The following is a 24696-nucleotide window of genomic DNA, read 5'->3' on the forward strand; positions in this document are numbered from 1 at the left end:
AAAGTGCTGAATCCGCTTTTTCTGGATGATTTACGGGAGCAATTAGAAGCAGGGGGAGATAATGCTCGGAAATTGCAGAATTTGCGGCAACGGATGGCAAGGATTCGGGTATTTGACCCGGCTTGTGGGTCGGGGAATTTTTTGGTGATTGCCTATAAGGAGATGCGGAAAATTGAGGCAAAAATTAATGAGTTTCAGGGTGAACCGGCTCGCGCTTCTAAGATTCCCTTAACCAATTTTCGGGGAATTGAGATTCGGCATTTTGCGACGGAAATTGCGCGGTTGGCGTTGATTATTGCGGAGTTTCAATGTGATGTGTTGTATCGGGGGCCGCAGTTGGCTTTGTTGGAGTTTTTGCCGTTGAAGGCTGACAATTGGATTACTTGCGGCAATGCGTTGCGGTGGGATTGGTTGAGTCTTTGTCCACCGACGGGAACGGGGGTAACGGTGCAGCGTGAGGATTTGGATTTGTGGGGGGAAACGCGAGACGAGGCGGAGATTGAGTTTGAGAATGAGGGGGGAGAAACTTATATTTGTGGTAATCCGCCTTATTTGGGTTCTACTTGGCAATCACAGGAACAAAAAGACGATTTAAAACAAATTTTTGAGGGTCGTACCAAAAGTTGGAAGTCGCTGGATTATGTGGCAGGTTGGTTTATGAAAGCGGCAGATTATGGGACGCGAACTAATGCTGCGGCGGCTTTTGTTTCTACGAATTCGATTTGTCAGGGGCAACAAGTGCCGATTTTATGGCCGCTTATTTTTGAGACGGGTCATGAGATTAATTTTGCTCATACGTCGTTTAAATGGGCAAATTTGGCGAGCCATAATGCTGGGGTGACGGTTGTGATTGTTGGCATTTCTCGACAGAATAACAAAGCTAAATTTTTATTTTATATTGAAGATAATGGCGACACCGTAGCAATAGATTCAGCTCATATAAATGCTTATTTAGTCTCTAGTTCTAACGTGATTATTGAAAAAGCCGCAAAGCCGTTAGGTGATTTATCTGAAATGAGCTTTGGCAATAAACCTGTAGATGGAGGAAATTTGCTGTTTTCCACTGATGATGTCAATGCACTTAGACTGACAAAAAAGCAACAAGAAAAATTTATCCGACGGATTTATGGATCAGCCGAATTTATTCGCGGTCTGTCTCGCTATTGTCTGTGGATTGAGGATGAATATCTTGATGAAGCATTAGCAATTGAACCGATTAGGCAGCGAATTGAAGAGGTTCGTAAAATGCGGTTAGCAAGTCGTGCCAAAGATGCGAATGATATGGCTGCGCGTTCGCATCAGTTTCGGGAAATGAATATCGGGAAGACCCAAACGATCGCTGTGGCTGCTATTTCATCAGAAAATCGTCAATTCCTACCATGTGGATTACTCAGTCCGCACGAAACTATTACGAATAAGGTTTACGCCCTCTACGATGCCCCACTCTGGAACATGGCACTCATTGCCTCACGCCTGCACTGGGTTTGGATTGGCACAGTCTGCGTGCGAATGAGAACCGATTTCTCCTACTCCAACACTCTCGGCTGGAACACCTTCCCTGTCCCCACTCTCACGGAACAAAACAAAATTGACCTCACCCGTTGTGCGGAAGATATTTTGTTGGCGCGAGAGCATTATTTCCCCGCTACTATTGCCGATATGTACGATCGCGATCGCATGGATAGCGAATTTCCCCTAGTCCGGGAGGCACACGATCGCAATGACGAAATCCTCGAACGCATCTACATCGGTCGCCGCTTCAAAAACGACACCGAACGCCTAGAAAAACTGTTTGAAATGTACAGTAAAATGACCAGCCAGCAAAAGTCTGGGAAAAAGTCAGGAAAACGCAAAACCAAAGGTGCTAAATAGTTCAAAAAATCACCCAATCCATGAGGAGTTTAATGATGTCTAACACCACAGAACAACGAGAAAACTTGATTGAGGCAATCAATACCCTGCCGGATGAAATGCTGAACGAGCTTGCCAGTTTTATTGAATACCTACGCTATAAAACAGTCCAGCAGCAGAGGACCCCACCCTAACCCTCCCCTTGCCAAGGGGAGGGGACCGGAGGTGGAGTGAAGCGGAAAACACCTACCCTTGTAGGACCCTAATTTTCCCTAAGACAGAGGGGAGGGGAGCATCAGGTGAAGTTAATATAATAGCCAGCCCCTTAACAATGCCAATCGGCTTGATAGAATGGGGGAAGAGTCCATCTTAATCATCAGGATAAATTAGTCATGTCAAAGTCTAGCCCACCCCCTTCATTTAATATCCATAAATTAAGAGAACTTCAAATCAGATTAGATCGGGACAAAGATTTAGGGAAGTTCTGGAATTTTTATATGGACAGATTTATCGACCATCCCGAATTTCTGGATTTTGGCGGACCTGTTGATCATCCTTTTTTGAAAGAAGTCATCCCGCTAATCACTCAGAAACTTTTTAAGAAAGACCCCCAGAATATGTTGCTCATCAAGATTCCTGAATATGATTTTATTCATGGGAGTTTTACGGTAGAGAATGAGATTGGGGGAGTCATTTATTTTGAGAAAAAGCTGAAGGGAGTAGCCGCTGTATCAGACCCTAATCGTACAGGACAGGTGCAGTATTCTCGCTTCACCGGGCATCCCGTAGATAATAACTGAAGTCATTGTAGGGTGGGCACTGCCCACCTAGCGTAGTTGACAAGGCAGGTGGGCAGTGCCCACCCTACGAATTTTGGGCCCTCATCTCAGGGGAGAGGGATTTAGGGTGAGGGTTTCGCTCCCAAAGTTGTTAGAATTGCTCCTTACTGTCTTGACGCAGGAATAAGGAACAAAAGTTTGATGAGCGATCGCCGTTATCATCTGGGAAAATCTTTGAGAAAGGTGCAACTCCGACTCGACCCCATCATCTACACCCACCGAGGGCAATGGGTGATTGGGACTTTAGTGGCGAGTTTGGGGCTACTGAGTACCCCCGTCCCTGGGGCGATCGCACAGCAGATTCCAGCCGAGGCAAGGATTCCCGAGACTTCCCTGAGTCAAATGGCACCGGGTCGAGTTCCCTCCCAATCCCTGACGGAAAACTCGGCGTTGCGCTTAGGGGTGGTTCGCAGTCCGGAAAATGAAGCCCAATGGGAGGCGATCGATGCCCGCTTAAGGGCGGCAGGATTGGTCTATGAGACTATTGAACTCGATCGCCTGTTGGATGATGCGATCGCCGCCAATATTACTGTCCTGTTTATCCCCAATATCTCCACCTGGACTGTTGAACAGGCCCTGGCCCTTGAAAGTTTACTCAGTCAAGGGGTTCATGCAGTGGTCTCAGGACCTTTAGGTGTAAACTCGGCAGCAGGGATTCGTCACGCTTTAACTGCAACCATTGGCGGGACTTGGCAAGGTCAGTTGTCCCAACCGACGCCGATGGAACCCCTCTATTGCCGCACTGAACTACTCTGTCCCTCTAATTGGATTCCCCCAGAGGTCAACCGCATCGCGATTCCTGGGGGCATTTTAGCGCCGAGTGGCTATAACACGGAAGTGATGACTACCTGGGGTCCTGCACCGGGGAATCCAGCGGTCTTGATTGGCGATCGCATGACCTTTTTTGGCTGGGAGTGGGGCAACCATCCCGATGTGGAGTATGATAGCGCCTGGTTACGGGCGGCTCTGTTAAGAAATGAAGTTCAACGCGGACCCCGGGTCAATCGCACTGTAGCGGGTCAGGAGAATACTCCACCCCCACCCCCATCCCAGGCCCCTTCGTCTCCGGCCCCAAATGAGGCGGAACAATTGCGGGAAGCGGAAGTGCAACGACGGCAACCGTCGGAAGAACCGCCTCAACCCATCACTCCGGTTCCGCCTCCGGCGCCAGTCCCCCAAGCGCCAGCGCGTCCTTCTCCCTCGGATACTCTCCCCTCTTTTCCTGAGAGTTCTACTCCCTCGGACCGGAGTACGGTACAGGCAGAAGCGGTTTCCCCGCCAGGGCTGGATCCGGCGGAAGAAACGGCTCCTCCGGGGCTGATAGTGGAGCAAGGGCCATTGCCGATTCTCTCGTTCCAGGCGATCGAGATGCGGCAAGAATTGGAAAATTTGTTAGGACGGGTGGAAAGTGCCCTGATTACCGCCTCGGTTCATGCTCAAGGTCCTCAGCAAGCTCGTTCACAGAGTGAAGAGGAGATGAGGGAGAAATTGCCCATCGCCTCTGCATCCCTGGTTGTTGTGGGGGAGAAGACAGGGGCGGAAATTGGGGAGGCGATCGCCCAGATAGAACAGGCGTTTCTTCCCACCAGTGAGGCGATCGCCACGGCGCGATCGCTGCTGTTGGAATTCCCCCAATTAGTTCAGCAACAGGACTATGCCGGTGCTCGCGCTAAATGGGTGGAAATTCGCGACCTCCTGTGGGAAAACTATCCCACTAATGGCGTTTTAGCTCAACCGGAAATCCGCGCTATTTGGCTCGATCGCGGTTCCATTGTGCGGGCGGGTTCAGAACAGGGTCTAGCCCGGATTTTTGACAATCTCGCCGCTACGGGGATTAATACGGTATTTTTTGAAACCGTCAATGCCGGATATCCAATTTATCCCTCCCAGGTGGCACCGCAGCAAAATCCTTTAATTGGCAATTGGGACCCCTTGGCGGTGGCGGTCAAATTGGCTCACGATCGCAACATGGAGTTACACGCTTGGATCTGGACTTTCGCCGCCGGGAATCAGCGACACAATGTTTTACTCAATTTAGACCCCAATTATCCCGGTCCTGTCATCGCTGCTCATCCCGATTGGGCGAGTTATACTAACGACGGACAGATGATTCCCCGAGGACAAACTAAGCCTTTTCTGGACCCGGCAAATCCCGAAGTTCGCCGTTATTTGTTAAATATTTTAGAGGAAATTGCGACTCGGTATGACGTGGATGGGGTGCAGTTAGATTATATTAGATATCCTTTTCAGGACCCAAGTGCGGAACGCAGTTATGGATATGGCAAAGTTGCACGTCAGGAGTTTCAGAATTTAACCGGCGTGGACCCGATGACGATTACTCCAGGCGATCGGGATTTGTGGCAGCAATGGACTGATTTTCGAGTCCGTCAAGTTGATAGTTTTGTCTCAGAAGCTTCTCAACGGCTGCGAACTCTGCGTTCTGATTTAATCTTGTCGGTAGCGGTGTTTCCGTTGAATCCTCACGATCGCCGCAACAAAATTCAACAAAATTGGGAAGAATGGGCACGTCGCGGGGAGGTTGATTTAATTGTGCCGATGACTTATGCAATGGATACTAATCGTCTGGAACAGTTGGCGCAACCTTGGATTAATCAGGAGGATTTGGGGGCAGCTTTGATATTACCGGCGATTCGTTTGCTGGATCTACCGGAGATTATTGCAGTAGACCAAATCCAGGCGTTAAGGAATCAGTCTGTGGGAGGATATGCGCTGTTTGCGGCGGAAAATCTTAACCCGGTATTGAATGGGATTTTTCAGCGGACTCAAGGACCTTCTGCCTTGGGCGATCGCACTCCTATTCCCTACCGAGAACCTTTTGCCGCTGCTGCTGCTCGATTTGCCGGATTGCAACGGGAATGGCAATTTTTGCAGGATACGGAAGAGTTGTCTATGAGAGAGGTTGACCTCACCGGGTTTGAGGATAAGGGATTGCAATTAACTCAAGCGTTGGAAGAGTTGGCGAGTGATCCTTCCGGGCCAAATCTCCAACAAGCTCATTCAGTTTTGAGGGAGTTTCGCGGCCAGTTTCGGGGTTGGATGAATCTCTATTCTTTGCAAAAACCCTATCAGATTCAAACTTGGGAAAATCGACTGCAAACCCTGGAGGATTTATTAAGTTACGGCGAGCAATTTCTATTGAAACGATGACTGGGGAGCCGGTTTTAAAAATAGAAATTCGCACCCTCAAGGGTGGGTCTATAGCGGTTCGGTGGACTCATGAGGTATGCCAATAGAGCCCCTCTCTCGTCTTGGGCCGCCGACGAGAAAGGGGTGAGGGCTGTACCTTCTGGACATGAGAAACGCTATACACGGACAAAGCCCTTCAAGCGCGGCGTCAAAGCGAAAACCGACTTTTACCAACCGGATTTGGTATGAGGCGCAGTCTCCCCCCCCCCAACGGGCAAGGGAGACTGCGCCTCATACTGTTTATTAGCGGCAGGCCGGTTGAAATCGGGTATCCTCTTGATGTAACTTGAGAGGAAGGGCAGTCTCTGCCTCAATTGTATTGAGGTCAGATTGCGAATTTTTAAGAAACTTAACAAAACTGGGAAAAGCCTGAGACGGCGATCGCTCTGTGGGAGGAAAATCCAGGAAGGAAGGGGAGGCGAATGATCATGCAGATAATGCCATAACCCTTTGATAGGAAGGGTTTTTAGTGACTCCCATCACTCCGGCTTACCGATCTCGATCGCGTCATTACAACAAAAACATCACACCCGTCAACGGGAAAAACACATAAATTAGAAAAGTAAGCAACTGTAATTTAACCGTGATTATACTTATGTCTGCCTCTCATCGATCATCAGAATCTACCATAGGCGAACTGACGGAAAAAATTCTGAACTCTCGTCGAATTAGCCGTCAAGATCAATCTCAATTGATGCGCCTCCTCTGCGGTAGTTATCTCGGAGAACGAGAACAAGACTTGGTTGATAAAATTTATCAGGGATTGCATCTGGGATTAATCAAAGTTGTGGATTGAAAAGTCAGCCCCAGAACTGATGATTATTCAAGAATTCACCGGGCTTTTTTCCTTTATATTTAAACCGACGGTTGATATTAGTTACCAGATAACCTGTTCAACGCTCAATTAAGCCCACAGATTCGGCCAAGGCTGTTCCAATGGCATGGTTCCTGACTCGATTCAGTTTCTCTCTACTGTTATGAAACTTATTCCAGAACCTTCTCAAGCCCCACCATTGTCACCGATTTTTGATTTTGGGCAACTTTTCCCGGAGACTATTGGGCATTTTGTCACAGCTTCTTGATATCGAGAAACTCGGACCGCACCCTCTCAACTCTTCCCCTTGTTCAGAGGAAGGTGTAAATTGAGGTCAAAAATTGATGACAGGGACAAGATTTTTATCCATCAGAAGGGTTACCCCCAGTTCGTTCGGAAACTGCGGTGGCAATAGCAGAGGCAGGTTCTGCTATAGCGACCCAACGGGGTCTGAAAATTTGGGGGTTGGTTTATGAAATAATCCGGCGTTTAATTTCAATTTGTTTCGTTTCGGATTCAATCGTCGTTTCTGCCCCAAACTATCCTAAACTAGAAAAGATCCTCGTTTAATAACGTTTGAGGCTCGGTTATGGCATATATGTGTAACCTGGGTAACGGCCAGCAGGTTTTTGTTTACAATCAGGACAATCAAACGATTGTGACCCTCAGTGGGACTCTTCCGGGTCAACAGCAACAATCAAGTAGCGGATTTTCCACGGGAAAATGGACCGCGCTGCCAATTTTATATCGCAATGCCGGGGGTTTCATTTTGCGAATAGAAAGCGATCGCGGTCCGCATTATGTGCAATTGCAAGGGTCCTCCATGAGTGCGATCGGCACAACCCCGAATTTGGAGAATGCTCAAGTGATGCCGATGCAAACTGCAGAAAAACCCCCAGAGGCCAGAATGGAACCCATGAAACCGATGGAACCCATGAAACCAATGGAACCCATGAAACCGATGGAACCCATGAAACCAATGAAAATGGGGGACATGGAAATGCGAATGAATCCGATGGAAATGCAGATGGGAAATATGGCTATGAGTATGGGAGAATCGACCCCATCCTACCGCCAAAATTTCTGTCCCCAATGCGGTGCGCCGGTGAAAGAAAATGACCGCTTTTGTGCAAATTGCGGCCATCGGTTATCCTAAGCGCGATCGCCCGATTAATTCCCCCCACCTCTTCTTTTCACTGCACTCTTTCTGCCTCACCCTAAATGTCTGTTAAAGTTGCCCTCAACCATCAAACCATCTATCATTTTGATCGCCCTGCGGTTTTGGGTCCCCATGTCCTCCGCTTGCGTCCCTCTCCCCATTGCCGCACCCCCATTCAGAGTTATGCCTTAAACATTGCACCGGAGAATCATTCCCTGTATTGGCGACAAGGGGTTTTCGGTGATTTTATGGCCCGAGTTAACTTCCCCGAAATGAGCAGTTTCCTCCATATTCAAGTGGATTTAATTGCTGAACTTCATCCCATCAATCCCTTTGATTTCTTAGTCGAACAATACGCCAGTTCCTACCCCTTTACCTATGACGAACAACTCACCGCAGAACTGCAACCATGTTTGGAAATTAAAGAATCGGGACCCTTATTAAACGATTGGGTGAATCAACTGGAAAACTCCAACCCATTCATCACCACCTTTATTGGCAATCTCAGTCAAAAACTCCAACAGGATATCGCCTATACCGTCCGCTTTGAACCGGGAATTCAAACCTGTGAAGACACCCTCTCCCAACGCCTCGGTTCCTGTCGCGATACCGCTTGGTTATTAGTCCAAATTCTGCGGCATCTGGGGTTGGCGGCGCGATTTGTCTCCGGCTATTTAATCCAACTCAAACCCGATGAAACCCCCTTAGAAGGTCCTCCAGGACCCGAGGCAGATAAGGCAGATTTGCACGCTTGGGCAGAAGTATATCTCCCGGGGGCCGGATGGATTGGACTCGACCCCACATCGGGAATCCTCACCGCTGAGGGACATATTCCCCTCGCGGCGGCGGCTGACCCCAGAAATGCTGAACCCGTTACGGGGTCAATCGGTCCTTGTGAGAGCGAGTTAACCTATTCGGTGACGGTAACCCGGATTGAAGAACAACCGAGGGTGACCCAACCTTATACAGTAGAACAATGGCAAGCTATCACTCAGCTAGGTGAGGCAGTCGAAACCCAGTTACAAGCCGCTGATGTGCGGTTAACAATGGGGGGAGAACCCACTTTTGTTTCCCAATGCGATCGCGAATCGGCTCAATGGCACACCGGGGCGCTAGGGGAAGAAAAACGGCGATTAGCCGGGGTTTTGCTCTCACAATTACGCAGTCGCTTCGCCCCCGGGGGACTCTTGCATGAGGGTCAAGGCAAGTGGTATCCCGGGGAACCCTTACCCCGCTGGGCATTAGGCTGTTATTGGCGCAAGGATGGGATTCCGATTTGGCGCAGTCCCTTGGTCCCCGATGAGGAAGATACAAATTATACAGCCAAAGATGCCAAAATTTTTATCACCGCAGTCGCCCAACGGCTAGGGGTGAATGCGAACTCGGTAATCGCCGCCTACGACAAGAACCCGGAAAAAGACCTCTGTGCCTACGTTCTGCCCTTAATTTGGACAAAAAGTGAGGGAACAGAGTGCTGGGTAACAGGTCCTTGGCATCCTCCGGGCGATCGCCTCTCGTTAATTGCCGGAGATTCTCCGGCAGGGTTCCGCTTACCCCTGAGTGCAATGAATTGGGCATCGTCGGCAGAACTGCAAACTGAAGTCGAAGTCAATCCAGAGGACAGTTTTCACCCATTAGGGGATATTTTTGCCCGAGTTCGCAGTCGAGTGAGTGAGAAACCTCACGGGGTGGATACCGTTAATAGCGTTAAAGTCGCCTTATGCGTGGAAGTGCGAGAGGGCAAATTGTACTGTTTCATGCCGCCGATTAGTGCAGCAGAAAACTACCTAGATGCGATCGCCTCCATCGAAGATGCTGCCACCGAAACCGGCTATTCCGTCCGTATCGAAGGATTTACCCCACCGCGCGATCGGCGTCTGCAAGGCTTTCAAATCACCCCAGACCCCGGCGTCATCGAAGTCAATCTGCATCCTGCCGCCCATTGGCAAGAACTGGTAGAAACCACAACCTGTTTATACGAAGAAGCCCGACTCAGCCGCCTCGATACGGAAAAATATACCAAAGATGGACTCCGCATCGGCACTGGAGGCGGTTCTCACATCACATTGGGCGGTCCTAGCCTAGACGAGAGTCCCTTACTCCGTCGTCCAGACTTACTGCGGAGTTTAATCACCTACTGGCAGCATCATCCCAGCTTATCTTACCTGTTTTCTGGCTTATTTATCGGGGCCACTAGCCAATCTCCGAGAGTCGATGAAGGGCGGGCTGAAAATTTATATGAATTAGAAATTGCCCTCGCACATTTACTCCCCAAAACCGAGATTCCTCCAGAAGTCATCGATCGCCTATTACGGAACCTGCTCATCGATGTCACCGGCAACACTCATCGCAGTGAGTTTTGTGTGGATAAACTCTATCCGGTGGAAAATTGGAAAAATCAACTCGGATTGCTGGAACTACGCGGCTTTGAAATGCCCCCGCATCCGCGCATGGCCCTGGTCCTGGGATTACTGATTCGCGCCCTCGTTGCCCGCTTTTGGCAGCAACCCTATACTGGAAATTTGGTGCGCTGGGGGACGATTTTACACGATCGCTTTTTATTGCCGTATTACATTGCGGTGGATTTTCGGGATATCCTCCGGGAGTTAACTGATAGCGGTTATCCCTTTGAGTGGGAATGGTTTGAACCCTTTTTAGAGTTCCGGTTTCCTCGATATGGGGCGATCGTCCGAGAGGGAGTCGAACTGGAACTGCGACGGGCGATCGAACCCTGGTATGTGTTAGGAGAAGAAGCCACAACTACAGGTACGGCAAGGTATGTAGACTCATCAATGGAACGCATCCAGGTCCTCTTGAGGAATGCCACCCCGGGACGGCACATTGTCACCTGCAACGGCTATCCCGTGCCATTACAAGGGACGGATACAGCAGGAGAATGTGTTGCAGGAGTGCGATATCGCGCCCGCAAAGTAGCAGCAGGATTACATCCGGCGATCGACCCTCATGTTCCCTTAGTCTTTGATATTGTGGATACCTGGCAGGGGCGATCGCTTGGAGGCTGTACTTACTACGCCGAACATCCAGGCGGTGTAGACTGGACAACATTTCCCCTTAACTCCCGGGAAGCTCACAGCCGACTGATTACACGCTTTGTTCCCATCGGACATACTCCGGGCGAGATTCAGGTGCGATCGGTTTTACCCAGTCGGGAATATCCCCTCACATTAGATTTGCGGAGGGTATCGGGATGACTGGGGGGGGGTGGCGACAGCATGGGAACCCCTCCCTAACCCTCCCCTTGCTAAGGGGAGGGGACCGGAAAAAACCCCTCTCGTGTCATGGCTCCGCCGTGACACGGGCCTCTTGCGGCTCTGCCGCCTCATAGCTTTATCGGAACTATCCTCTCACCTTCAATTGATATATAATATAAAAATGACTGGGAAATAGCCTAATATCTCCCGGCTGAAATCCCCAGGCAAGTATTACCAAACCCCTCAATTATCACAATGCGCTATCTTTCTTCTGAATGAGATTCCAATTGATCTACTCTCACTTCAGTTAGGCGAATTTGACAGATATTAAACCCGGCATTACCGCCGCCACTGCGCTCAAATTCACAGAGAGAATCGCGATATTTAATCCAATCCAATTGTGCCGTCCTTAACTGTTCTTTGCGATTTCCAGAAAGTTCCCTCATCACCTGCTGATAAACCACGTTTAGGCGGTTATCTGCCGTTTGATAACTTTGTCCTCGCGCTGGGGGAATTTGTCCTCGGCGATACTGAGAAAGTTCAGCATTTCTAATGTCCGTTAACTTCCCTAAACAGCCCGATCGCAGCATCGGTTGCATCGATCCACCTTCGGCTAAACTGCTGGAAAAGGCGCATTCAGAATCGCGAAAGGTAATCCAAGCTCGTTGTGCGGTGACTAATTGTTGCCGCCTGGTATTGGACAGTTGCGGGATGAGCCCTTGATAAATTTGATTCAGTTGGCGATCGCTCGTTTGCCACCGTTGTCCGGCACAAGCATTCATTTCACTTTGAGTTTGGGGATTGTTGCAATTGAGTCGCGGTTGAGCGATCGCATTGGGTTGATTCCATCCCAGGGCAGTCACCATCAATCCCGCTAGTCCGAATCCTCTCAACCCACGCCAAACCTGCTCTAGCGTTATATCTTTCATATTGGGTTAATTCTCCTTATTTTATTGTTAATTGTATTCCGAGTCTACCGCCTCAATCTGAACCACAACATAAATTTCAACCTATACTCACTCTTATTGTAGCGTTTTTTTTGAAATTGTAAAGACCACCTTAAATCCTGAAATCAAGAGGACCACAAATCAGGAGAGAGAAACTCATGAAGTGCTAAGTGCCCTTGTTTTTATTAAAACCGCAATTTTTCAACCTTCTATTGACATTGTATTCTAGGGTATGGTATAATCCTTGATTAACCTGGCCAAAACCTCCGTATTTTCCACAATACCAAAAAACAAAAGGATACAACACCTACTGAGTCCCTGGACCAGAGGGAAGCGGCACTGCCTTGTCCTGAAAAGTATTGAGGGAAATGATGGGAGGATTTGGAGTTCCCTATATTAGACCAGAGTACAACCTCATCGGGAATCGAGAGGGAGAAAACTTCCTTTTAGGAGTGGATTGAGAGGGACCACCAAAATTTAGGGGTCACCCCTTGAATTTGCCTGGATTTCTAGTCAAGTTTTGTTGTGTATCTAACTCATTTTCATCATTATGAACCACACCATCAGGGCGATCGCATCTCTACTGTTGCTTTCCTATCTAACCGGAATTGCTAAATCCTCCCTCGCGCAACCCATCACCCCCGCCTCCGATGGCACCGGCACAATTGTCAATCCAGATGGACCGCAATTTAACATCGAAGGCGGACAACTCTCCAAAGACGGCGCAAATTTATTCCATAGTTTTGAACAATTTGGACTCGATGCCGGACAAGTAGCTAACTTCCTCTCCAATCCCAACATTCAAAACATTTTAGGACGCATCAATGGGGGAGATGCTTCTATTATTAACGGATTAATTCAACTCACCGGCGGAAACTCCAACCTTTACTTAATGAACCCTGCCGGGATATTATTTGGACCCAATGCTCAATTAAATGTCCCCGCTGACTTTTTCGCTACAACTGCCACGGGAATCGGATTTAGTCAAGGCAATTGGTTTAATGCCGTGGGAGATAATCAATGGTCCAATCTAGTTGGAAACCCCTCTCAATTTGCCTTTTCCACCCTCCAACCCGGTGCCTTAGTCAACCTCGGAAATTTAACCCTAGAACCGGGTAACAACTTAACCCTATTAGGCGGAACCATTCTCAATACCGGCACCTTATCCGCCCCTGAAGGCAATATAACCATTGCTACGGTTCCGGGAGAGAGTGTTGTCCGAATTTCTCAAGAGAATCACCTGTTAAGTTTAGAGGTAAATACGGAAATATTCGGAACAGCAATGCATGAATCGCAATCCTTGCCTGAATTGCTCACAGGTTCCGGTGCGACTCATGCCAATCAGGTAACCGTTAATGCCGATGGTAGCGTGCAGTTATCCGGTTCAGGAAGTCGCATTGATACGCAAACCGGAGATAATATTGCTTCTGGAAACATTGCTGCAACAGAGGGGCAAATTGCAGTCCTAGGAAATCGCATTGCCGTGATTGATGCGGATATCAATACATCAGGAAACAATGGCGGTGGAACCATCCTCATCGGTGGCGATATGCGCGGCAAAGGAACCGTGCCCAATGCCTTACAAACCTTTGTCAGCGAGGATTCTACTATTGCTGCCGATGCCACTGAATTGGGCAATGGTGGACGAGTGATTATATTTGCAGAAGAAACCGCCCAGATTTACGGAGACATCAGCGCCCGTGGTGGTATCTTAGGTGGAAATGGTGGGTTTATAGAAACCAGTGGATTGCAATTTATAGAAGTCACCACCGTTCCCAATGCTCGCCCTAGTTGTACGAATGTTCCCACCTGCGGAATCGGTGGAGAATGGTTAATCGACCCGAATAATATCGAGATTGTAGCTGGGGCGGGAAATAGTAATATTAACAATACAAATCCCTTTATGACGACCGGGGATGCAGCACAAATAGGGGTTGAACTGATTGTAGATGCGCTCAGGGGGGGGAATCAATCCGTAACGATTGAAACCGGAAATGGGGGGATACAAGAGGGAGATATTACCGTTAGTGCGCCGATTGATTATAACGGAATTGGGGAAAATAACACCCTAACTTTGAACGCACACAACAATATTATTATCAATGCCAATATTATTGACGGTGTTCCCGGTGGGGATTTTTTAAATCTGGTCTTGAATGCCGATATTGACAATGCCAATGGGGGAATGCTTTCCCTCTTCAATGCCACGATTAATACCGGAGGAGGCAACTTCACGGCAACGGGAAATGGAAATTTAGGCAATGCGGAAGGCGTTAGGATTACTAACAGTATCATCAACGCCGGAGGGGGGAACATCCAGCTTACTGGAACCGGATTTAGTGGAATCACAGGCAGTGATTACGCGGGTATTCTGATTAATCAAGGGAGTCGGATAGAAACTAACAAAAATGGGACGATTACTTTAAATGGAACAGGCGGTGCCGGGATTAACTGGAATACGGGGATATATAGTGAAAATACCACGATATCAGGCAATGCCGATATTACTCTGACTGGAACTGGCGGTAACGGTGTAGATTTCAATCGGGGAATCTTTTTGGATGGGGTGATAATCCAATCAGAAACCGGCAATATTCGAGTGATGGGTACAGGGGGTTATAGCACGGGAGAATTCAACCCGGGTATCAATATTCAAAAGAATAGCCGCCTGGAATCGGGGGGTGGAACGATTATTTTAGAGGGATTCGGTGTTAATGGGACTGACTGGACTGCCGGGATATTAATTGGTCAGTCTATCTTCTCTGCAACTGGAGATATTCGCTTCACGGGAACAGCTAAAGGGAGCGGAATCAATAATCGAGGGGTGAGTGTCATAAATCACACTCACCTTGAATCAACAACCGGAGCAATTGTTATCGATGGCATCGGGGGAACTGAGGGGTATTTTAATACAGGAGTAGCTATTCGAGATCGGGTTTCAGTTTCCGCTTATGAAGATATCCGATTGACGGGGTTAAGCAAAGGCACCGAAAATGTCAATGATGGAATTAGCTTAATGAATGGGAGTTCTTTGCATTCCAGAATGGGGTCGATTATCTTAGAAGGCACCGGCGCAAACGGGACGGTGGATAATTACGGCATTTATGTTGATAATAATGTTTCTATCGCTTCTAATTCCGGGGATATTCGCCTAAACGGTGTCGGGGGAAATGGGACGGAATTTGCCAATATCGGCATAATTTTTTTAGGGGTTAATCAGATAGAATCAACAGCGGGAAACATTACCCTAGAAGGGACTGGGGGAACTGGAACTGACCAAAATTATGGGATATCGATGGAGAGTTCAAACATTGCATCAGGGACTGGAAATATTCAAATCCGGGGAACTGGCGGTGATGCGACGGGAGGAATGAATCAAGGAGTGAGTCTAGTCAATGGTAGTAACATCCAGTCCCAAGCTGGAGCGATCGCCATCACAGGAACCGGCGGGACTGGCACGGATTCTAACATCGGAATTCTGATGGAAAATAGCACGGTTTCTGGGAATGGAACTATCTCACTCAATGGCACTGGACAGGGGACTGGTGAAGGTAATCTGGGAATTGAGGTTCAGAATAACAGTACCATCCAATCCACTGGAAGCGGACATATTCTGCTGGAAGGAATCGGCGTTAATGGTGCAGAAGGAATCGGATTTAGCAGCAGCTTTGTTAATCCGAATCAAACCGGAAAAGGCGAGGTTATTTTTCGAGGCAGTAATGTTAGTTTTCAGGAAGAGAGTCGGATTTCTAGTAATACTAACATCATCTTAGAACCGATCGCCCCGGGACAGGCGATCGCCATTCATGATGAAAGCGGGGAATACAGCCTCACAATGCCAGAATTGCTGATGTTAGACATCCCTAATGGGACCCTAACAGTGGGTTCAGAGACAGTCGGGGATATTTATGTAGGTTCTTTAGGAGAAATGGACCTCAGCAGTGCTAATTATGCGCTCACCTTCAAAACTGGGAGTCAGATTTATCTCACCAATAACATCATCACCAATAATCAAAATATCACCCTAGACGGAGCAGTTAATTTGCTCAATAATATTACCTTACGCACGGGTTCGGGTCATCTCATTTTTGGAGGGACGATAGATGGAAATTACACCCTAAACCTGGATGCCGGAATCGGTAATATCATCTTAAATGAACCCGTGGGCAGTCAAATCCCCTTGAACACTCTGGCGATCGCCAATGCTAATGATGTCACAAATCAGGCAATCACATCAGGCCATTTACTTCAATTAGCTGGCACAGGTCAGACTACATTTAATGGTCCAATCACCACCAATGGGCCAGATGGTATCATCTTAACTGGCAACCGATTTATGTTTTTAAATAGCGCGACAACCACAGGAAGTGGTTCGTTAAGCATTGCCAATCGTGATAATTTAGAAATTGCCAATATTTTAAATTTAGAGGGAGCATTTCAGCAGACTGGAACCGGGGAGGTCACCCTTTCTAGCACCATTAATACCAACAACAGTTCTATCAGTTTTAATGCTCCGGTCATCTTAACGGGAGAGGCAATTTTAAACCCAGGAACGGGCAGTCTGGCATTTGGGTCACGCTTGGAGATGGGCAATAACCCTTTAACGTTAACCGCTGGACAAATTGATTTTAATGGGCCGGTTATAGGAACGAATACCCTCACCTTGCAACCGGCAAATCGTACCCAAAATATCACCCTAGGAAATCTCTCCAATACTGGAAATAGCTTAGATTTAACCAGCAATGATTTAGCCCAAATTCAAAATGGATTTACCGGGATTACTATCGGGCGTCCTGACTACTCTGGGGAAATTTCTATAGTCAATCCTATCACATTTTTGGATCCAGTAACCCTAGAGGCCGGGTCAGGATTTATTTCCCTCAATAGCAAGATTACCGGGTTAGATAATGCAGCGGTTTCTCTGAATGCCGCTACGGTTTACCTCAACTCCGATATTCTGACCAATCAGAACGATATTGCCCTGAGTGGAAATATTATTCTAGGGGAAAATGTCACCCTCAGTACCGATATCGGAGGTGGCAATCTTAATATGATTGGCACGATTGATGGCAACCCCAACTTAACCCTAGACTCAGGAACGGGTAACATCATTCTGAATGAGGCCGTGGGGAGTCAAACCGCATTAGGAAATTTAACGATTATCAATGCGAATGATGTCACCACTGAGGCAATCACTGCCGCGAGTCTGACTCAATCCGCAGGGACGGGAACGACAACATTTAATGGAGAAATTACCACAACGGGGGCAAATGGGATTAACCTAACCGCTAATACTATTCTCTTTAACAGTCCCGTGACGACAACAGGAAATAGTCCCGTCACCCTGGCGAATACCAACCCCTTAGAAATTACGACTCCCTTTACCTTAGACGGTGGATTCCAGCAAACGGGTACGGGAACAGTCACGCTTTCCAGTGAAATTATAACCAACAATCATGATATCGGTTTTACGGCCCCAGTTACCCTAAATCCAGGGGCAAGTTTAAATCCGGGAATAGGGGGAATTGCTTTTGGTTCGAGTCTGGATGCGGGGAACAATCCCCTGATTTTAAGGGCGGGAGAAATCGATTTTAATGGTCCAGTTACCGGCAGTAGTACCCTGAATTTAGAACCGGCAACCCTGACTCAAACTATCACCCTGGGAAATGCTACGGATGCTGGGGATAGCTTAGATTTGACCCAAAATCATTTAGCTCAAATTCAGGATGGGTTTACGTCAATTACGATTGGACGCCGGGATTCAACGGGAGGAATTGTTATTGTTAATCCTCTGAGTTTTACGGATCCGGTAATTTTGCAAGGGGGTTCGGGAGCGATTTCGGTGGATGGGATGATTACGGGTTCAGATAATGCAGCAATTTCCCTGAATGCCGCTACAATTTACCTCAACTCTGATGTCGTAACGACCCAGAATGATATTACTTTCACGGGGAATCTAATTCTCGGCAACGATATCACCCTCACCACGGACAATGATGGTGGGAATATTAAGATTGTGGGTAATATTGATGGCAATGCGGGCGCGAGTGCTACCTCACCGGGTTTGACTTTGAATGCCGGAACGGGGGTGATTGAAGTGCGGGGAAATATTGGAGAAATTTCCCCTTTAAATCGGTTAACGGTGACAACGGAACAGACCATTTTGGGAGGAAATGTCAGCACGAATGGAGGGGATATCACCTTTAACAGCGCGATCGCCCTCGGGGAAAATACCCAAATTACCACAGGTGAGGGTTCCGGCAATATTCTCTTCCAGAGTCTCATTGACAGCGAAACCAATTTACCTCAAAATCTCACCCTCAGTGCGGGGGTGGGAAATATCACCTTTAATCGTGCAGTCGGCAGTCGGCAACCGTTAGGGAATCTAAACATTCTGAATGCCGGAAATATAACCGCACTGGATACCATTGCCGCAGGGAGTTTCCGCGCACTGAGTACCGGAACTATCACCCTTCAGGGGAACTTAACCACCACGACGGCACAAGGAGTTGAATTAATCAGCGAAAATGCTCTGACCGTTGCTGATATTATCACCAATGGAGAGCAACTCACTCTAGAAAGTCAGTCGGGAAATGTCCAAACTGGGAATTTAGATGCCTCTTCTGCCACAACCGCAGGTAATATTACAGTCACCAGTACCCAAGGTGAAATCATCACCGGCAATCTCACTGCCTCCGGGGTCAACCAAGGGGGAAATATTACCGTGATGGCGGAGATTGCCATTACTGCCGGTGCGATCGACTCCAGCGCTACCATTGGAGATGCGGGGAATGTGTTTCTTGATCCGATTGGGGATATCCAAGTCTCCTGGATTAACTCACAAGGGGGAACCAATGGCAGAGGCGGTAACATCTTTATCGAAACCACCGGAGGATTGTTCCGCGCCACGGATTCCTTTGCCAGTGCGTATTCTCCGACGGGTTTTGCCAGTATTTCCTCGGCAGGGGGGACTGGTGGCGGGAGTATCACTTTAAATCATGCGGGAGGAGATGATATTGACCCGATTGAAGGGTTTGAAATTGGCAATCCCCTGTTTAACGGCACTCGGGATGTGATTACCACTGGCACATCTACTCTCAATATTGGGGAAATCTTCCCTCGTTCTATTACCCAGGGAAATATTACTGTTGCCACGGATGATGGCGTTGATCCGATACCGGAACCGGAACCCTTACTCGCGCCAGAAGCAGAACCGACACTACTACCGGCAGCAGAACTTCCGGCAGAACCCTTACCCGCGCCAGAAACCGAACTCCCTCCAGAAGCGGAACTTCCTCCAACAGAGGAACCTTTAACCGCGCCAGAAGCGGAACTTCCTCCAGCAGCAGTACCTGCATCGGCATCTCCAGATTTCATTCCCCCGGGGATAAGTCCTCTAGGGGAACCTTTGTCCGCACTGGCACCAGAATCTGTACCCCAGGAAGGCAGTGAACCTGAACTGCTTTCAACCGGGGAACCCCCATCAGAACCAGCAGCAATACCGAGTATAACTCCACCGGAAATCATCCCATCCACCCAGGGAAATGGCACTCCAGTACAACCTGTACCGACCCAAATACCAAATCTGAATCCAGCAGCAGAGATGACGCCAGAATCGTTGCTGACGGTTTCTCCTTCACGAAATCTGCCGTTGTTCCCTTCACGGTTAGAACCGGAACCGGCAGTGAGTGCCTCTATCCCCTCGGCGATCGCCGTTGAAACTGAATCCAGCACCTCGGTGGACAGTCAATCAGACGCGACAGGAAAACCCTCTGGTTTACCCTTAGAATCGTCTCACAGTTCTGAACCGATTACAGCAGGGTCGTCGATAGAACTTGAGTTAGACGTGGAAGTGACGACTTTGGAAGAAGCGTTATCTCGGGAGTATATGGACTATTTTCAAGACTCGACTGCGGTGGATATCCAATCCCTCAATGAAGTCCGACAAGTGCTGCGGCAAACCGAGGAGGTGACAGGAATCAAAACCGCTGTGGTGTATATCGTGTTTGGACGAACGGAGTTGTCTGAAAATGCTGCTTTAATTTGTCCCACTGGCGATCGCCATGAGGAGTGGCAGCGTACCCGAGAAGAGGAATTAGGATGGCCTTGCGATCGCCATCCCGATGACCCGGTAGAATTATTAGTGGTAACCGGACCTCATCAACCTCTACGGATTCAAATTCCCGAGGCCAATCGTGCACAGGTTGAGAAATTGACCTTGGAAATGCGTGGGGAAATTACCAATTTTAAAATGATCCACACTCACCGCTATCTCCAGTCATCTCAACAGCTTCATCGTTTGTTGATTGAACCCATTGAACCCACCCTGAAACAGCGAGGCATCCAAAATCTAGCCTTTATTCCGGATGCTGGAGTGCGATCGCTTCCCTTTGCGGCACTCCATGATGGCGAAACCTTTTTGATTGAACGGTACAGTCTGGCCGTGATGCCTAGTTTTAGTCTCACCCAACCTGTCTATGCTAACTTGAAAACCGAGAAAGTTTTGGCAATGGGCGCTTCTAAATTTCTGACTTTAGATCCTCTCCCTGCGGTTCCAGTTGAGTTAGAGACTATTATTTGTCAGACGCAGCTTGGGTCCGAGTCTTGTTGGCCTGGTGAACGATTTTTGAATGAAGAATTTACCCTTGATATCTTAAAGCAGCGGGGAAATCAAGGAGATTTTCGCATCATTCATTTGGCAACTCATGCCGATTTTCAACCGGGAGACCCGGGGGAATCTTATATTAAATTATGGAATCACCGCTTACCTTTTTCCGAAATGAAAGCATTACAATGGAGTAATCCAGAAGTGGAATTATTAGTGTTGAGTGCCTGCCGGACTGCCATTGGAAATGAACAGGCGGAGTTAGGATTTGCTGGGTTAGCATTACAGTCTGGGGTGAAATCTGCGATCGCCTCGTTGTGGTATGTCAGTGATGAAGCGACATTAGGATTAATGAAGGAATTGTACCAAGCGTTGCGATCGGCACCCATTCGTTCGGAAGGATTGCGCCGCGCACAACTGCAACTCTTGCGCGGGGAGGTTCGATTTGAGAATGGACAATTGGTGGGTTCTGATGGGGCGATCGTCCTACCACCGGAACTCTCCCACTTGCAAAGCATAGACCTTTCCCATCCTTATTATTGGTCCGGATTTATAACCATTGGTACTCCTTGGTAACCTGATGGGAAGAAATAATCAGGCGATTGTTGAGAGTGTGGGTTTAGGGAATGCGACTGCTTGGGTTAATTGCGATCGCCCACTAAGGCTGAAATAATCGCTTCAAAGAGTTCTGTGGGTTGGGTGGTACAGCCGTTTGCACCCAGTCGTTTCGCTTCGCTTTGGTGTTCCGTGAGGATGATGCGATCGTAGAGGATATAAGGCATATAATAGCCCGATCGCCGGATTTCTTCGAGTAGGGTGTAACCGGCGCGATCGTCTGGGGGACGTTCGATATCCGAGATGATTGCATGATAGGGACTGGCTTTTATTTGGGCGATCGCCTCTTCCGTATTCCGAGAAAAACTACATTGAACCCCTAAGACTTCTAAGGCTTTTTGCTCATAACTATTTTCTTCTAAGCAATCATTTACCCATAGCACCTTTTTGGTCAGCAATTCCTCAGAAATTTTAGGGTCAGAAACGCGGGCGATCGCATGAATAATTTTTCGATATTCATCATTTACATCCGTATCTTCCCCATTATCTGAGGACTCTTGACTGGATTTTTTCTGTCCTGAAGCTGCGCCTAGCATTGCCGCTGACTCCAGTTGTCGCTTAACACTGGCCTCCACTCCCGATGGCCCTGCTTTTAAGCTAAATTCGCTAACATTATTGAGGAGTTTCTTTAAAGAGTCTCCAAAGTAAACCACGAAAAAAACGGCAAAAGCAGGCCAGATTACGGCCTGGATTAGGGAGATGATTCCATTGAAAATTTCGTTGATTCTATCAGAATTCATGTTTTGTACAAGCTCAACTCCCTGAACTATCGTTGCCCCTTTCGGACCATTTTTAATCCATATAGATATAATTCTGCCACAGCATAGACCCCGGGGGGAGGGTCTTGAGGACGAGTCCGTTTTGTGAAAATACCCGCATCAATCATATCACGAATCCGGCTTGTTAATTGGTCATTATTTAACTTCCAAAGCTCCCCTAGGCGAGTGGCATCAATCGGAGAACGCTCCTCTGCTAGTTGATTTAAAGACTCCGCTAGTTCCGGATACTCATTCCGAACTTCATCCACTCGTTGTTCCGACACATAAGGAAACGCATCAATCAGTGCTTTCGGACGCACAATCACCTCCGCACTGTATTCCGTTGAAATCTCTTTCTCTTTTTTAACGGCCTCCTCTAGGAGTAAAATGAGGCTACGGGGGAAGCGATTCTCTTGACTATCCTCAATTCGGGTGCGAATCCAATTATAGGTATAGGCTTTTTTCCCCTTTCCCATTCGTTCCCCCCAAAGTGGATATAAGCTTTTTCGTAATTGCTCTAGCTCAATCCTATTCAATCGTTCTACTGTTACCCCAAATTGATTCCCTAACCAATCTCGAAAAGCCTCTGAACTTTTTAAAATTTGACGCAATACCAGTCGCCATAGGTCCGCTTCATCCCAGCGTAATGGTAGAGTTTTTGCTGTTGTGTAATGTCCTTTGTTTGTAAAATTAAGTTGTTCCCAAATATCTTCCCGTAAAAATATTTTAGGGACAATTTTACCGAGGGCAGATCCATCCTCCAACCACCAAGCCAGCAGCGCATTTAGTGCTTGTCTGCGACGATTATAATCAGCTTCTGCATGACCAAATCCCACATCAAGTTCATCATAGAGGAGCCATACCCGTTGATGATGCTCTTGCAACCAGCGATTGATAGCCCTTAATTGATCCCCCGCTTTTGATGCAGCTTGTGGAGATTTAGCACGCTGTACTAACCAGGAGACTATGCTCTCATGGGATGGGTTCTGTTCAGCACTTAAAGTTCCTAATTCTTTATCAAAATCCGGAAGAGAACGGAACTCGGGTTTAGCATGGCACAGTTGTAATAAAGCGTAGTTAAGCCAAAAGTTTTGCCAGCTATTCTCCCCGACTTGGTGTTCATAACTTCTGATATCTATGCTTCCTAAAATAGGTCCTTCTAATCGTTGTTCTCCATGTCCGGGAATAAAACAAACATCCCGGAGATCAACATCGGATTCAGCGAGTTGTTTGGCTTCATCTGGCTGCTCTACAAAAAATCTAAATAATAAACTCTTTCCGCTTCCTTTAGCCCCCCGAATTAACCAAGTTTTTTGATTAAGAAAATTGGGAAAATCTTCGGTCTTTTGAAAAATATTGGGAATCTCACTAGCTTCAATGTCTTGTGCTCTAGGCGCTTGAAATTGAAGTTGATTTAAAATTGCTTTCCGATCAAGACTGGGTTGGATCGGTTTTTGGGTAATATCCGGTAAGCTGGCATCGATCTTCTCAGCAATAGGCAAATAAGCCGTGATTAGGCTATCAGGAACATCATTAACAAGACTTGATAAAGTGATCAGACTGGGGTTGTAATACACTTTATCGTAAAGCTCACTCACGGTTGTTCCTTGGGGGATGCCCCAATTTTCTTCAATCCAGTTTTCAACTCGGTCAATCGAGATTTGAAGCTGATCCGGTGCAACGCTAGGCATCGGAGTGAGCAAAAATCGGAGATCCGGCTTGCCTCGGTACTGACGCTGTTTAAGAATCCCTCGGACAACCCACTTTAACCCTTCAAAGCTTTGATCTGTGGGGGAAAAGCAGAGGATGGCAGTATCTGCTAAATCAAACAAGGCGATCGCACTGGTGTCATTAAAACCCGGACGCGCATCAATCAGAATAATATCCGGATTAATTTTAGCTTTAATATCTTCAATTAACTGACTAACGGGATTAACTTCCCTTTTATAAAACAGTTGTAACGTTCCCCGATCCAAATCAGCCAATCGATGAATGTAATTTTCGTCATACTCTCCAGCCGGAACTAAAAATAATTCACCTCGACTGCGTAAATTAATCCCAGCGATACAATTTTCCAGACTCGGAATATCTTGATCGGGAGTTAAAAAGCGTTGGTGTAGATAATCCACCACACCATACTGTTCTGAATTAGATCGATCCATGTCCGGTTTAAATAAAATAGAAATTCCGGGCGCTTCTAGATCTAAATCGACCATCACGACTCGACGATTGCGGCGGGCTAAAATACCGCTCACTAACCCTAAAGCGGTGGAACGACCAACACCACCCTTGAAGGAGTAAAATGTGACCACTAATGGACGAGGAGAAATCTCCTCGTCCAACAAGTCAGCTACTTGATCGGGTTCGGGTGCCATTAACAGATCGGACCAAAGTGGTAAAGGAAGCTGAATAGATTCTGGACCCTGTTCATCCGCCTCTTCTGGAGTCAACAACTGATAGCCTGAAACGGGGTATTGACCTAAATTGAAATCAATCGGTGCTAGTAAGTCATCAATTTTATTTTCTCGTTCTTCTAACGACAGCCTTTCAAAGCAACGAGTCACAATATAGATTTTTATCCACCCCAATGATGTCCGTTTTACCCGGACATTGGCTTGCTCATCTTCTAGGTAAAGTTCTTTTTCCAACTGAGTTATGATTTCTTGAGGAACATTTGTAAAATCCACTA

Annotated in this window: 11 protein-coding genes; 8 read left to right on the forward strand and 3 right to left on the reverse strand. The window is 47.6% G+C overall.

From position 1 onward, the window contains the following. The 7 genes from J0895_RS25645 to J0895_RS04650 form a co-directional block, all read left to right on the forward strand. On the forward strand, nucleotides 1-1872 hold a 1872-nt coding region (locus tag J0895_RS25645), incomplete at its 5' end, for a class I SAM-dependent DNA methyltransferase (RefSeq protein WP_242541049.1). A gap of 32 nt (nucleotides 1873-1904) precedes the next feature. Then, a complete protein-coding gene (locus J0895_RS04625) occupies nucleotides 1905-2045 on the forward strand; it encodes a DUF2281 domain-containing protein (RefSeq protein ID WP_242541050.1) in 141 nt (46 codons plus the stop codon). 303 nt (nucleotides 2046-2348) lie between these two features. Next, the gene (locus J0895_RS04630; protein ID WP_207086947.1) at nucleotides 2349-2651 is read left to right on the forward strand and encodes a hypothetical protein; all 303 of its coding nucleotides are present in this window, start codon (nucleotides 2349-2351) and stop codon (nucleotides 2649-2651) included. A gap of 180 nt (nucleotides 2652-2831) precedes the next feature. Further along, on the forward strand, nucleotides 2832-5858 hold the full coding sequence (locus J0895_RS04635) for a glycoside hydrolase family 10-like protein (protein WP_207086948.1): 3027 nt from the start codon (nucleotides 2832-2834) through the stop codon (nucleotides 5856-5858). Between the two features lie 634 nt (nucleotides 5859-6492). Then, on the forward strand, nucleotides 6493-6693 hold the full coding sequence (locus J0895_RS04640; RefSeq protein ID WP_207086949.1) for a hypothetical protein: 201 nt from the start codon (nucleotides 6493-6495) through the stop codon (nucleotides 6691-6693). 607 nt (nucleotides 6694-7300) lie between these two features. Continuing rightward, nucleotides 7301-7867, forward strand: a complete 567-nt coding sequence (locus tag J0895_RS04645) for a zinc ribbon domain-containing protein (protein WP_207086950.1) — start codon at nucleotides 7301-7303, stop codon at nucleotides 7865-7867. Nucleotides 7868-7932: 65 nt separating this feature from the next. Beyond that, nucleotides 7933-11082 (forward strand): transglutaminase family protein, encoded by a 3150-nt coding sequence (locus J0895_RS04650; protein WP_207086951.1) that lies wholly within the window; start codon nucleotides 7933-7935, stop codon nucleotides 11080-11082. 260 nt (nucleotides 11083-11342) lie between these two features. Here J0895_RS04650 and J0895_RS04655 read toward each other — a convergent pair whose 3' ends face one another. Continuing rightward, complete coding sequence (locus J0895_RS04655) at nucleotides 11343-12011, reverse strand: lysozyme inhibitor LprI family protein (protein ID WP_207086952.1); 669 nt, start codon at nucleotides 12009-12011, stop codon at nucleotides 11343-11345. A 568-nt stretch (nucleotides 12012-12579) separates the two neighbouring features. Between J0895_RS04655 and J0895_RS04660 the strand changes: the two genes are divergently transcribed. Beyond that, the gene (locus J0895_RS04660) at nucleotides 12580-21210 is read left to right on the forward strand and encodes a CHAT domain-containing protein (protein ID WP_242541051.1); all 8631 of its coding nucleotides are present in this window, start codon (nucleotides 12580-12582) and stop codon (nucleotides 21208-21210) included. A gap of 65 nt (nucleotides 21211-21275) precedes the next feature. Here J0895_RS04660 and J0895_RS04665 read toward each other — a convergent pair whose 3' ends face one another. Both J0895_RS04665 and J0895_RS04670 read right to left on the reverse strand, forming a co-directional pair. Continuing rightward, a complete protein-coding gene (locus tag J0895_RS04665; RefSeq protein WP_207086953.1) occupies nucleotides 21276-21989 on the reverse strand; it encodes a response regulator in 714 nt (237 codons plus the stop codon). Between the two features lie 26 nt (nucleotides 21990-22015). After that, a complete protein-coding gene (locus tag J0895_RS04670; RefSeq protein ID WP_207086954.1) occupies nucleotides 22016-24694 on the reverse strand; it encodes a P-loop ATPase, Sll1717 family in 2679 nt (892 codons plus the stop codon). Between the last annotated feature and the right edge of the window lie 2 nt (nucleotides 24695-24696).

Origin of the sequence: Phormidium pseudopriestleyi FRX01, from assembly GCF_017313335.1 — a bacterium.
Classification (GTDB): domain Bacteria; phylum Cyanobacteriota; class Cyanobacteriia; order Cyanobacteriales; family Laspinemataceae; genus Laspinema; species Laspinema pseudopriestleyi.

What these genes read in the sequence shown, in the direction of transcription:
- J0895_RS04625 (WP_242541050.1), top strand. Translation starts at nt 1,905, where the DNA reads ATGATGTCTAACACCACAGAACAACGAGAAAACTTGATTGAGGCAATC.
- J0895_RS04630 (WP_207086947.1), top strand. Translation starts at nt 2,349, where the DNA reads ATGGACAGATTTATCGACCATCCCGAATTTCTGGATTTTGGCGGACCT.
- J0895_RS04635 (WP_207086948.1), top strand. Translation starts at nt 2,832, where the DNA reads ATGAGCGATCGCCGTTATCATCTGGGAAAATCTTTGAGAAAGGTGCAA.
- J0895_RS04640 (WP_207086949.1), top strand. Translation starts at nt 6,493, where the DNA reads ATGTCTGCCTCTCATCGATCATCAGAATCTACCATAGGCGAACTGACG.
- J0895_RS04645 (WP_207086950.1), top strand. Translation starts at nt 7,301, where the DNA reads ATGGCATATATGTGTAACCTGGGTAACGGCCAGCAGGTTTTTGTTTAC.
- J0895_RS04650 (WP_207086951.1), top strand. Translation starts at nt 7,933, where the DNA reads ATGTCTGTTAAAGTTGCCCTCAACCATCAAACCATCTATCATTTTGAT.
- J0895_RS04655 (WP_207086952.1), bottom strand. Translation starts at nt 12,011, where the DNA reads ATGAAAGATATAACGCTAGAGCAGGTTTGGCGTGGGTTGAGAGGATTC.
- J0895_RS04660 (WP_242541051.1), top strand. Translation starts at nt 12,580, where the DNA reads ATGAACCACACCATCAGGGCGATCGCATCTCTACTGTTGCTTTCCTAT.
- J0895_RS04665 (WP_207086953.1), bottom strand. Translation starts at nt 21,989, where the DNA reads ATGAATTCTGATAGAATCAACGAAATTTTCAATGGAATCATCTCCCTA.